The organism is Acidithiobacillus ferrivorans (assembly GCF_016250455.1).
In the GTDB taxonomy this organism is placed as follows: Bacteria; Pseudomonadota; Gammaproteobacteria; order Acidithiobacillales; family Acidithiobacillaceae; genus Acidithiobacillus; species Acidithiobacillus ferrivorans.
On the sequence record NZ_CP059488.1, the window covers coordinates 1,954,350 to 1,965,374 of the forward strand.

Annotated in this window: 13 protein-coding genes; 7 read left to right on the forward strand and 6 right to left on the reverse strand. The window is 56.0% G+C overall.

Annotation, left to right across the window (positions count from 1 at the left end):
- Nucleotides 1–55: 55 nt before the first annotated feature.
- From H2515_RS09720 to H2515_RS09750, 7 genes are all read left to right on the forward strand, one after another.
- Nucleotides 56–718: a hypothetical protein gene (locus H2515_RS09720; protein ID WP_198659976.1), complete on the forward strand. Its 663-nt coding sequence runs from the start codon at nt 56–58 to the stop codon at nt 716–718.
- Between the two features lie 145 nt (nt 719–863).
- Nucleotides 864–1,052 carry a helix-turn-helix transcriptional regulator gene (locus H2515_RS16540; RefSeq protein ID WP_198659977.1) on the forward strand — a complete coding sequence of 63 codons (189 nt, stop codon included), beginning with the start codon at nt 864–866 and terminating at the stop codon, nt 1,050–1,052.
- Nucleotides 1,049–1,264 carry a hypothetical protein gene (locus H2515_RS09730; RefSeq protein ID WP_198659978.1) on the forward strand — a complete coding sequence of 72 codons (216 nt, stop codon included), beginning with the start codon at nt 1,049–1,051 and terminating at the stop codon, nt 1,262–1,264. Before H2515_RS16540 ends, H2515_RS09730 begins: the two co-directional genes overlap by 4 nt.
- Nucleotides 1,257–1,745: a CHC2 zinc finger domain-containing protein gene (locus H2515_RS09735; RefSeq protein WP_198659979.1), complete on the forward strand. Its 489-nt coding sequence runs from the start codon at nt 1,257–1,259 to the stop codon at nt 1,743–1,745. Before H2515_RS09730 ends, H2515_RS09735 begins: the two co-directional genes overlap by 8 nt.
- Nucleotides 1,746–1,884: 139 nt before the next feature.
- Nucleotides 1,885–3,579: a hypothetical protein gene (locus H2515_RS09740; RefSeq protein WP_198659980.1), complete on the forward strand. Its 1,695-nt coding sequence runs from the start codon at nt 1,885–1,887 to the stop codon at nt 3,577–3,579.
- Nucleotides 3,579–3,815: a hypothetical protein gene (locus tag H2515_RS09745; protein WP_198659981.1), complete on the forward strand. Its 237-nt coding sequence runs from the start codon at nt 3,579–3,581 to the stop codon at nt 3,813–3,815. The genes H2515_RS09740 and H2515_RS09745 overlap by 1 nt, the downstream gene beginning before the upstream one ends.
- A 657-nt stretch (nt 3,816–4,472) precedes the next feature.
- Entirely contained in the window at nt 4,473–5,021 is a 549-nt protein-coding gene (locus H2515_RS09750; protein WP_014028696.1) for a hypothetical protein, read from the forward strand.
- Nucleotides 5,022–5,094: 73 nt separating this feature from the next.
- On the opposite strand, the gene gatB is transcribed toward H2515_RS09750, so the two are convergent.
- Genes gatB through hpnH form a run of 6 tightly spaced genes read right to left on the reverse strand, consistent with a single transcriptional unit; the run spans nt 5,095 to nt 10,921 of the window.
- A complete protein-coding gene (gene gatB / locus H2515_RS09755) occupies nt 5,095–6,570 on the reverse strand; it encodes an Asp-tRNA(Asn)/Glu-tRNA(Gln) amidotransferase subunit GatB (RefSeq protein ID WP_231551227.1) in 1,476 nt (491 codons plus the stop codon).
- Entirely contained in the window at nt 6,528–8,000 is a 1,473-nt protein-coding gene (gene gatA / locus H2515_RS09760; RefSeq protein ID WP_198659982.1) for an Asp-tRNA(Asn)/Glu-tRNA(Gln) amidotransferase subunit GatA, read from the reverse strand. The genes gatB and gatA overlap by 43 nt, the downstream gene beginning before the upstream one ends.
- 9 nt (nt 8,001–8,009) lie before the next feature.
- Nucleotides 8,010–8,297, reverse strand: coding sequence for an Asp-tRNA(Asn)/Glu-tRNA(Gln) amidotransferase subunit GatC (gene gatC, locus H2515_RS09765; RefSeq protein ID WP_014028693.1), 288 nt, complete (start codon nt 8,295–8,297; stop codon nt 8,010–8,012).
- 2 nt (nt 8,298–8,299) lie between these two features.
- The gene (locus H2515_RS09770; RefSeq protein ID WP_065414398.1) at nt 8,300–9,106 is read right to left on the reverse strand and encodes an MlaA family lipoprotein; all 807 of its coding nucleotides are present in this window, start codon (nt 9,104–9,106) and stop codon (nt 8,300–8,302) included.
- On the reverse strand, nt 9,103–9,771 hold the full coding sequence (locus H2515_RS09775) for an HpnM family protein (protein WP_035194365.1): 669 nt from the start codon (nt 9,769–9,771) through the stop codon (nt 9,103–9,105). The genes H2515_RS09770 and H2515_RS09775 overlap by 4 nt, the downstream gene beginning before the upstream one ends.
- Nucleotides 9,772–9,817: 46 nt before the next feature.
- Complete coding sequence (gene hpnH / locus H2515_RS09780; RefSeq protein ID WP_065414399.1) at nt 9,818–10,921, reverse strand: adenosyl-hopene transferase HpnH; 1,104 nt, start codon at nt 10,919–10,921, stop codon at nt 9,818–9,820.
- Nucleotides 10,922–11,025 lie beyond the last annotated feature (104 nt).

Sequence of the window (11,025 nt, forward strand, 5' to 3'; positions counted from 1 at the left end):
CCGGCTTGGGCATGGCACCTATTCCCGAAGGAAGCGCAGAGAAGGAGCGCAGAAGATGAAATCGTTTACAGTAATCATGCAGCCGCATGTTGTGGCGCATTACCTGACCCGCAGGGCGCTCAAGCGCTTCCGCGACCTCCCGGACGACGCAGACACTTATTCCGCCGTGTACGACAGCGTACTGGGAACGATGGGCGTGGCAGCGGCCAACGGCGACCTTGTGCTGCTGGCGTTCCCCTTATGGTATCCCGTGCCTGCACAATTCACCCTGGGCGATAATGGGTGGCTTAATACGCAGGGAGTCGGAATCACGACAGAGGATTTGTTTGCCTGGATGAAGTCTTTTGATCGAGACATCGCCAATAATCACGATACCCTGGATTACTTCTGGAAAGAATTGCAAGGCGATGTCGCCAGCACCGAATCTGAAACCACAACGGCAGACGGGGCGCGCCTTATTGGGGACTTCGCGCGAGTGCCGTTCGGGAAAAAGGGCGAGTGGTACAAAGAGAATGTCCGGCGCGTCATTAGCGAGGCTTTGGAAGAAGTGGGAATGGATGCAACCCGGACGCAGGTCATTACGTGGGCCTACGGTAATAATAAGGGAAGCAGTAACGAGACATGGAAGACGCACATTACCGGGTCACTTATCGAAGCCGTGAAAAATGAAATGATGAAAATTTCACGGCATATTTCACGCGGAGGCAATCCGCACTAAACCGGGAAAAATCGCACAACATATTTATTATACTATGATTTGTCATTGGATTTTATTTTTCCTAAATCGTCCGAAATAGTGTTGACGTGGCCGCATTTCATGGGAACATATCCGTACAGGTTAATCACATTGAGGCCTGTAAACCATGAAAAGCGAAGATCAAATCCAACTACGCGCAAATGGCGCATCCGCATATTGTGGGATGTCTCGTAGTACTTACTTAAAATTGGTGTCGGAAAAGAAGGCACCACAACTCCGGCGGCTTGGTCCTGGCGTCGTGATTTGGGATCGTGTCGAACTCGACCGGTGGATAGAGGCTGGGGAACGTGCATGAAAAAGGCCACCCCCGCGACAGAAGTGACCCCGAACAATCAGCCCATAAATCATAACACAATCCGCGCACTGAGACACATGCTTGCGGGCATCGCCAACCTTCAGAAGATCACCGCTACAAACGAACAAGGGCAAGTTTTAATCGCTGAAATCCATCTTGCACTCCGCGCAGAAATCCGCCGCATTGTCGGAATTGGGGTGCGATATGGATAAAAACTCACGATTCCGCAAGACCTACCAGCCCAATGCTGACAATCGCGCACCAATCGACAAGGTGTTGTCCGCGCTGGATGGCGTCAAGAAAACTGGCCCTGATAAGTGGATCGCTCGTTGTCCTGCCCATGATGACAAGCGGCCAAGCCTGAGTGTTAAGCAGGCCGACGATGGAAAAGTCTTGTTCAAGTGCTGGAGTGGATGTTCTGCCCAAGCCATCACCGAAGCCCTTGGCCTATCATTGGCCGACCTGTTCCCCGGCGACCGGCGCAGTCTGGCCGACCACGGCACTGGCCCCATGCGCCGCCCGTTCGATTATCGGGATGCACTGACCGGGATCAGCACTGAAGCAATCACGATCCGGGTCATAGCAGGTGCATTGCAACGCGGAGAAACGCTGGACGAATCGGCGGTCAACCGTCTGGCGCTGGCCGAGGAGCGCATTAGCGACGCCCTTGCAGGCACAGGGGGTGCGAAATGATAAGCGCCGAAGAGATTGACACACAGGTTGATGCCGAAGAGCAGAACGCCCTGGCCGAACTGCTGACCATCACCCGCGTGGCGATGCCCCGGCATTTTGGCGGGCACTGAAGCCCCACACGACCGCGATAAAATCACTTATGGACAACGACCCCGGCGAGTATCAGGCGTGGCGGGCAGAAATCAAAAGCGCGTGCAGCAAGATCAATGTCAGTTCGCTGGATGATTTTATCAGCCCGTCCGAGGGTGGCGATGGATCCGGCAGTCAGGCCACCGAGCTTGCAGATCTGGGCGCCGGACGTTGCGAACTTTGGCACGATGCTGACGGTAATGCGTATGCCACCATCACCGGCGAGACACATAACGAGCACTGGCGCATTGATTCCACCGGCTTCCGGGATTGGCTGTCGTGGATCGCCCATTCAGAAATGGGGACCGCACCTTCCGCGGAGACCATAAAAAGCGCCTGCAACGCCATGGCCGGTCAAGCCAAGTTCGATGGGAAAGAGCATGAACCCCGGCGACGTGTGGCTAAGGATTCCTCAGGGTGCTGGCTGGACGTTGGAGACGACCAGTGGCGGGCAATCCTGGTAACAGCGACCGGCTGGAAGATTATGAACAAGCCAGCGGTGCGGCTGATACGGACCAAAGCCACCCGGCCACTTCCCGAGCCGGTATCTGGTGGCAGCGTTGATGCTCTCTGGAATCTGGTGAATGTGCCGGAGCAGGAAAGACTTCTGGTGCTGACATGGATCATCGAGTGCTTCCGGTCGGACACCCCCTACGCCCTGCTGGAACTCACCGGCGAGCAAGGCGCGGCGAAGTCCATAGCACAGCGCATATTCCGGCGCTTCGTTGACCCCAATCAGGTGGAGCTACGCGGAAGACCCAAAACCACAGAAGATATTTATGTGGCGGCGGCCAACTCCCACTTGCTCAGCTATGAAAATCTTAGTGGGTTATCGAATGACCAGTCCGACGCGCTTTGTACCTGCTGCACCGGGGGCGGTTACGCGGCGCGGCAACTCTACACAAACGGCGAGGAGGCCACACTCACAGCGCATTGCCCCGTAGCCCTGAACGGTATTTCCCCGATAGTGCTCCGCCCTGATTTGCTGGATCGCTCTGTCTCGATAACCCTGCCCGAGATCACGGTACGGAAAACAGACGATGAGATCAGGGAGGCAACCGAAGCGGCGGCGCCTGGAATCATGGGTGCTCTGCTGGATTTGTTCAGCAATGCTCTGGCCGTGTTGCCATCGGTAGTCATACCCCCTGAGCAGCGGCCCCGCATGGCTGATTTTGCAACATTGGGGGAAGCCATCGCCAAGGTGCAGGGCTATCCGGAGGGGCATTTTCTGACCCGCTACACCGATCACCGGCGGACAGCGATTGGCCGGACGATTGACGCCTCACCCGTAGCGGCGGCGATGGTGGATTATGTGGATCGTGGCAATCGGTACAGTGGCACCGTCAAAGGGCTGCTGGAGGTACTGACCGAGCACAAGCCGGATCATGAACGGGACGAATACTGGCCGCGCAGTCCAAAAGGGCTTGCCGATGCCATGCGTAGATATTCCCCGGCTCTTCGTCAAATGGGTACCAAGGCCCGCGTGGACAGCACCCGGCGCATCATGGATGGCATCCACTGTGAACTTGCTCGACAGGCCGCGGACTATTCTTGCCAGCCTCAAGCACCGGGAAACGCAGTTCATGATGTTCATGAAGTTCATGCGGCCCCCAAAACAGCGGAAATCTGCCCGCAATGCTCCGGTACAGGCTGCCCTCTCTGCTGGGATACCTCAGGCGATGACGGTCTACAGGAGGAAATCTGATGGATGCTGCAACCATCATCCGCGACTTCACGGCCAAGGGGGTGCAACTGGCCCCTGCGGACCACAGCACGATCAGCATTACACCCAGATCACGCCTCACCGACGCTGACCGCGATTTACTACGCAAACACAAAGCCGATGTGCTGGCCGAACTGCACAATATGAACATGATGAACATTGATTCCGGCCATTTACCCCCGGCAAGAATAGTCCGCAAGCCCAGATCATGTTCATAGGGTGTCGCGGCGGCTGGACGTGACCGGCACCAGCAATAAATTATTTGCCGTCATGGTGGCCTACCGAGAACCAAGAGTAAGACCGAAAGCAAGACCGAGGCCATCAGGTAAAAATAAAGCCCCTAAATATCAGGGGCTTACTTGCAGTCATTGGCGGAGGCGGTGAGATTCGAACTCACGAGGGGCATTAACCCCTGCCGGTTTTCCTTACCCGCTATGGCTTTCGCCACAGGACCACGGGGGTCCTTTTGGAGTCTGGATCATGCCTTCACCCTGGCCGTGAGGCTGTAGGTGGGAACCGTCTGATCTCTACACCTTCCGGAACCATTCCGGCTTGGCTCGGCGTTACCTCGAATATACCAGGGGCTTCGCCGAATTTGATCCCTGCCACCCTGCCCGTTTCCCGGCAGGGGCTCGATTGGGGACAAGACCGGTGCAATCAACCGCTCTGCCACACCTCCGCAGCCCGCTAGTCTAACGAAAATGCTGCCCGATGGAAATGGCGGCAACACCGCCCCTCAGCAAAATATTATATAATGATTTTCTGCTTATTTATCGAGCAATTAAAAATACCTTGGTGCCTGCAACATCCGCCGGAGGCTATACTGCCTGCGTGCTCATTTGGAGCGCCGCGATAGCAATATGGAGGAGAGGTCAATGTTCAAAAAAATGATAACAGCTGCCATCTTGGGGCTTGGCTTGGCGGGATCGACAATGGCTATGGCTGCCGCCCCCGCTGCGGCAGCAACCAGCACCGCCCAGGCTCCTGCCGCCGCTCCGGCTTTCATGTCCTCTGCCTGGGCGCAAAATCTCTGCATCGCCTGGAACAACAGTCCGACATTGACCGAAAAGCTAGCCGGTTCCTGGGTCAAAAATAATGGTGGCAAAGGCTACAAAGTGATGGAAATCTCTGACTCCGACATGAAGAGCACCCCGCCTGTACAGCTCGAAATCGCGCTGAAGGGGGGCAAAGCCGAGTGCATCTACGGCGGCCCTATTAAAGTCACCAAACTTAACTATAATCACGACTACAAAATGTGGGCTACTACTCATAATTGGCAGCACATGGGTTCACCCATGATAGCGATGATGTGGGGCGACTTGAATTTCAAGGGTCCGAAAATGGAAGCCATGGAAAACATGGGCCCTTTTGGCGCCTTTCTGAAACTGGTCAAGGACGTGCCGGCAACCGTTCCGGCCCCCTGATCGGCTGACGCAGCAACAGCGGGCACCCTGGCAGTTCCGGAGTGCCCCTGGTGCATGGGCATCATTCGCCGTACTAACTTTTCTGCAAACGCTCCAGCAAAATAGCGTTTACCTGATCAGGATTGGCTTTCCCCTGACTGGCTTTCATCACCTGCCCCACAAAGAAGCCCAGCAGTTTGTCCTTTCCGGCGCGGAAATCGGCCGCCTGTTGCGGATTGGCCGTGACAATGGCGTCCACCATTGCGGCAATAGCCGCCGCATCGGTAATCTGCCGCAAACCCCGACTATCAATGATGGCATCCACCTCGCCACCGCGATAGAAAATCTCTTCAAAGATTTCTTTGGCGATCTTGCCAGAAATCGTCTGATCCTCAATACGTTGAACCAGCAGACGCAGTTTTTCTGCAGAGACCGGACAGCATTCAATCTCCACACCTGCCTTGTTGAGGGCGCCGAGTAGATCGCCCATGACCCAGTTCGCTGCCAGCTTACCATCGACGTTGGCGGCCACCTGCTCGTAGTAATCCGCCAGGACACGGCCAGAGGTAAGCACCCCCGCATCATAGGCGGTCAGCGCGTACTGACGCATAAAGCGGGTCCGCTTGGCATCGGGCAACTCAGGAAGGGTGCCTCGTACCCGCCCAATACGCGATTCGTTCAGCACCAACGGTAGCAGGTCAGGGTCAGCAAAATAGCGGTAGTCGTTGGCTTCTTCCTTGCTGCGCATGGAGCGGGTTTCGTCGCGATTGGCATCATAGAGACGGGTTTCCTGCACAATATGACCGCCGCTCTCCAGAATATCGCGCTGGCGAACCATTTCGTATTCAATCGCCTTTTCCAAAAACCGAAAGGAGTTGAGATTTTTAATCTCTGCCCTGGTTCCATATGCTGCGCCCGGCCGCCGCAAGGAGACGTTAGCGTCACAGCGGAAGGAGCCTTCCTGCATATTGCCATCACAAATATCCAGATAACGCACCAGTGCATGCAGCTTCTTGAGATACGCCACCGCCTCCCCCGGCGACCGCATATCTGGCTCTGACACAATTTCCAACAAAGGTGTACCCGCACGATTCAGGTCAATGCCGGACTGACCAATAAAGGCCTCGTGCAGTGATTTACCAGCGTCTTCTTCAAGGTGAGCACGGGTGACACCCACAACCTTTTCCACCCCGTCTGACAGCTGTACCGTCAGCGACCCCTTGCCGACGATGGGCAACTCGTACTGGCTGATCTGATAGCCCTTGGGCAGATCTGGGTAAAAGTAGTTTTTGCGGGCAAAAATACTGTGCCGATTCAGTTCCGCGCCAATCGCCAGCCCCAGAGCAATAGCCTTATCCACTGCGGCTGCATTGAGGACCGGCAGAGCACCAGGCATCGCTAGACAAACTGGGCAGGTATGCGTGTTCGGCTCTGCCCCGAAAGTGGTCGGACAACCGCAAAATATTTTGGTGGCGGTATTGAGCTGGGCGTGGACTTCCAGGCCGATGACAACTTCCCAATCCATACTCAAGCCCCCCCCGCCGACAAGCACGGATGCGCGCGATGCCATTGGGTTTCCTGTTGATAGCGGTGAGCCACATTGAGCAAGAGATCATCGGCGAAGTAATCCCCCATCAACTGCATGCCAATAGGTAACCCGGCCGCCGTGAAACCACAGGGAATGCTTACTGCAGGAATACCCGCCAGGTTCACCGCAATGGTATAAATATCTGCCAGATACATGGCTACCGGATCCGCATTTTTGGCCTCCAGCGAAAAGGCCGGAGTCGGCGTGGTCGGTCCGACAATAATATCCACTTCCGCAAAAGCCCGCCGGAAATCCTCACGAATCAGACCGCGCACCTGCTGGGCCTTGCGATAATAGGCATCATAGTAACCTGCAGAGAGTACATAAGTGCCCACAAGAATACGTCGCCGCACCTCCGCACCAAAGCCCTCATACCGGCTCTGCTGATACAAATCAGTCAGGTCGACAGGATTCGCCGTCCGATGGGTGTAGCGCACCCCGTCAAAGCGGGCCAGATTACTGGAGGCTTCTGCTGAGGCCAATACATAGTACGTGCTCACCGCATGGGGATTATTCGGCAAGCGAATGGACTGCACCACAGCGCCCTGCCGGGACAGCTCCGCAATACCCGCCTGCACGGTGGCCGCCACCTCGGGGTCGAGGCCGGCGCCGAAAAACTCCTCCGGTACCCCCACCCGCAAGCCCTGCAAGGGACGATCCAGGCCGCGTAAAAAATCGCTGGCGGCGGCCGGATGACTGGTTGAATCGCGCGGGTCATGCGCCGCCATCACGTTCAGCATCAGCGCACAGTCCTCGGCGTTACGCGCCATGGGACCGCCCTGATCCAGACTGGAAGCAAAGGCGATCATGCCGTAACGGGAGACCCGACCATACGTCGGCTTGATACCCGTGATGCCACAAAGGGCGGCTGGCTGGCGGATAGAACCCCCGGTATCCGTACCCGTCGCCACAGGGATCAGACCCGCCGCCACCGCCGCGGCAGAGCCCCCGGAAGAGCCGCCGGGCACCATATCGGCATGCCAGGGATTGCGCACCGGACCAAAATAACTGGTCTCGTTAGAGGAACCCATGGCGAATTCATCCATATTCAGCTTACCCAGCATGACCATACCCTCTGCCGCCAGCCGCCCGACTACGGTGGCGTTGTAGGGCGAGACAAAATGCTCCAGCATCTTTGAAGCACAGGTGGTGCGCACCCCCGCGGTGCAGAAGATGTCCTTATGGGCCATGGGAATGCCGAGTAAGGGACCATCCTCACCAGCCGCCCGCCGCGCATCCGCCGTCGCGGCGACGGCCAGGGCTTCACTCTCGGTAACCGTGATAAAAGCATTCAGTGCCGGATTGAGGGCGGAGATCCGCTTCAGCAGCGTCGTGGTCAATTCTACGGAAGAAAAATCCCGCTCCTGCAGGCCCTGGCGGAGTTCCCGCAGGGAGAATTCGTGGAGTTCCAAGTGTGGCTCCTACTCGATAACTTTGGGGACGAGAAAAAGCCCATGTTCAACCGCCGGGGCACTGGCCATAAGCAGCTCACGCTGATCGTGATTGCAGACCATGTCCGGACGCAAGGGCTGATCCAGATCCAGGGGATGGGCCATGGTCGGGACACCCGTCGTGTCAATCGCACGCAGTTCTTCCACCAGCCCTATGATACGCTCTAACTGCTCCGCCACTGCGGGTATTTCTGTCGGCGGTAACGCAATACGGGCCAGATGTGCCGTGCGGCGCACGGTATCCTGATCGAAGGCCATGATTATGGATTTCCTTTTTTGCTCTCGTGACTCTGGGTGGATTGCTCTGGTGTGCTGGCTACTGGTGGCGATAGTTCCAGGCCCTCCAGCAGCTGGTTTTTACTGACAGCACCGCCGGAAATCAGATACTGCTCATGCTGTTCCCAGGCGTTACGCATAAATACATAAGGATTAACCGCGTTTTGGACCATATGAATATTAGGCCCCTCGACATAGCCCGTATTGACAATCCCCATACCAGTCAAGGCGTACTGAGCCGGGATACTGGTCAGATAATAGGTCGGCCCGACAAATATCGCCATCGCCAGACCAGGCAAATTGCGCAATGAACTGGGTCCGTAAAATGGCAGAACCAGATAGGGCCCCTGCGGTACGCCCCAGACACCCAGTGTGACTCCCAAGCTATTATCATGCCTGGGCAGTTCCAAATCGCTCGCCACATTGAAGAGTCCACCCAGGCCAAACACTGAATTGACGAGGAAGCGGCTCAGATCTTCCATGCCCTGCTGACCACGGCCCTGCAGGAAATCGTTGATAAAAATATAGGGCATATCCACATTGGAGAATACATTACTGACCCCCTCGCGGACGAAATCTGGGGTCACGGTCTTGTATCCGGTAGCTACCGGCTCCAGCACATAATCATAAAGCCCCATATTCAGATGAAACATCGGCCTGTTGATGACCTCCAGGGGGTCCGTGGGAGATTTTGCGGCATCCTGAGGCCCATTTACCGTGGCACAGCCCGACAAGGTCAACATGCCAAGGGCCAGTATCACGCCTGATAAATACGCACCTGATCGCATCATTGGGACCCTTTGGCGTACCCGGCAATTTGCGCTTTCAGATGCGCGACCAGTGCGGCAAAACCCTTTTTCTGCACGGTTTCGGTATATTCCGCCCGCTTCAGGGAGAGATCGCTGACCCCGTCAGCGACGACATTAACGATACGCCACTGATCCCCCTGCTTCTGGAGAATATAATCAAAGCGATGCACCTTACCATTGCGCTGTGTAAAGGTACTGAATATCCCTTCTGTACCGGACAGCAAGGTTTCACTGCGCACAATAGCAAAACGCTCCCCATTGAAACTGTTGAAACGTGCTGCATAAGTGGCTGCAGTGTAATCGGCAAGCACTCCGACAAACTCTTTCTGCTGTTCCGGACTGAGCTTACTCCAATAGGCGCCCAGCGTCAGGCTGGCGATTCGCGGATAATCAAAAGCGGTCTGTACCACTGGAGCGACAATACGATAACGACCACGGTAACCCAATCGGCTACCACCCTGCATGGATTTGATGAGGGCAGTATCCAATGCATTGATGGTTGCTTCCGGCGTATTCGCAAGGATCGTCTTATCCGCTGATGTTGCAGACATGGATGCTGCTGGCGCGGTCAGCGCCGCTGCGGAGAGCAGCGGGGTGGTACCCGCCAGCGCACAGACCAACAACATTATCGCCGACTTTTTCAGCATAGCTCCTCCGAATATATCCAGAATTTTATGCGGACCCGGAAGCATCTCAACGTTCGACGCGCAACGGAAAGACCGGGTGACTGGGACCCTGAGGGGGTGGCGACACCGGCATGTCTGGCGCCATCGGCCCCTCCGTGCGCGGACCGAGCAGCGCTACTTTCAAGGCCCGCAACGGATGGATGAAGGTATCATTGACGGCCGTCGGCTCAAAACCGGAGTGCACCTGACATTGGTCACATTTCCCATTCACGCCCACGCCATATTTGTCCCACGGCGTTGTCTCCATCAACTCATTGAAGCTCTGCGCATAACCCTCGCTGACCAGCAGATAACATGGCTTCTGCCAACCAAAAATGTTGCGGGTGGGGTTGCCCCAGGGCGTGCACTGATAATTCTGATTGCCTGCCAGAAAATCTAAAAACAGGCTGGATTGATTAAATGTCCACTTTGCCTTGCGCTCCTTACCAATCCGGAAGATATCGCGGAAAAGCTGGCGAGAGGCACGCCGCTGGATAAATACCTCCTGCTGCGGTGCCCGCTCGTAATTGAACCCCGGCGAGATGGTCACACCCTCAACATCCAAGGCCTTGCATTCATCCAGGAAGCTCGCCACTTCTTCAGCGCCTTCGCCCTGGAAGAGGGTGCAGTTGACTGTAACCCGGAAGCCCTTTGCCACAGCTTCGCGGATCGCATCTGCCGCACGCTGGTAGGTGCCGGGCTGACACACGGATTCATCATGACGATGTTCGTTGCCATCCAGGTGCACCGAGAAGGTCAGGTATGGAGACGGCTGATAATCGTCCATACGTTTCTTGAGGAGTAACGCGTTGGTACAAAGATAAACAAAACGCTTGCGCTCGACGAGACCAGCCACGACGGCGGGCATATCCTTGTGAATAAGCGGCTCGCCACCAGCGATGGAAACAATAGGCGCGCCGCATTCTTCGGCGGCGCCAATACACTCCTCTACAGAGAGGCGTTGGTCGAGGGTTTCGTCGGGATAATCAATTTTTCCGCACCCCGCGCAGGCAAGATTGCAACGGAATAATGGTTCCAGCATCAGCACTAATGGATAGCGCTTACGCCCCCGCAATTTCTGCGCAAGGATGTAGCGGCCTACCCGATAGCTCTGAATTAAAGGAACGCCCATGATAAAATACCCCCGCATCGCTGCAACGCAGCATGTAAGTAATGAACAACAACCTGTGGCTAGTATAACATACCAAAGCGTATGTGGGACAAGGTCACAAACAT

What these genes read in the sequence shown, in the direction of transcription:
- H2515_RS09720 (WP_198659976.1), top strand. Translation starts at nt 56, where the DNA reads ATGAAATCGTTTACAGTAATCATGCAGCCGCATGTTGTGGCGCATTAC.
- H2515_RS16540 (WP_198659977.1), top strand. Translation starts at nt 864, where the DNA reads ATGAAAAGCGAAGATCAAATCCAACTACGCGCAAATGGCGCATCCGCA.
- H2515_RS09730 (WP_198659978.1), top strand. Translation starts at nt 1,049, where the DNA reads ATGAAAAAGGCCACCCCCGCGACAGAAGTGACCCCGAACAATCAGCCC.
- H2515_RS09735 (WP_198659979.1), top strand. Translation starts at nt 1,257, where the DNA reads ATGGATAAAAACTCACGATTCCGCAAGACCTACCAGCCCAATGCTGAC.
- H2515_RS09740 (WP_198659980.1), top strand. Translation starts at nt 1,885, where the DNA reads ATGGACAACGACCCCGGCGAGTATCAGGCGTGGCGGGCAGAAATCAAA.
- H2515_RS09745 (WP_198659981.1), top strand. Translation starts at nt 3,579, where the DNA reads ATGGATGCTGCAACCATCATCCGCGACTTCACGGCCAAGGGGGTGCAA.
- H2515_RS09750 (WP_014028696.1), top strand. Translation starts at nt 4,473, where the DNA reads ATGTTCAAAAAAATGATAACAGCTGCCATCTTGGGGCTTGGCTTGGCG.
- gatB (WP_231551227.1), bottom strand. Translation starts at nt 6,570, where the DNA reads ATGGCATCGCGCGCATCCGTGCTTGTCGGCGGGGGGGGCTTGAGTATG.
- gatC (WP_014028693.1), bottom strand. Translation starts at nt 8,297, where the DNA reads ATGGCCTTCGATCAGGATACCGTGCGCCGCACGGCACATCTGGCCCGT.
- H2515_RS09770 (WP_065414398.1), bottom strand. Translation starts at nt 9,106, where the DNA reads ATGATGCGATCAGGTGCGTATTTATCAGGCGTGATACTGGCCCTTGGC.
- H2515_RS09775 (WP_035194365.1), bottom strand. Translation starts at nt 9,771, where the DNA reads ATGCTGAAAAAGTCGGCGATAATGTTGTTGGTCTGTGCGCTGGCGGGT.
- hpnH (WP_065414399.1), bottom strand. Translation starts at nt 10,921, where the DNA reads ATGGGCGTTCCTTTAATTCAGAGCTATCGGGTAGGCCGCTACATCCTT.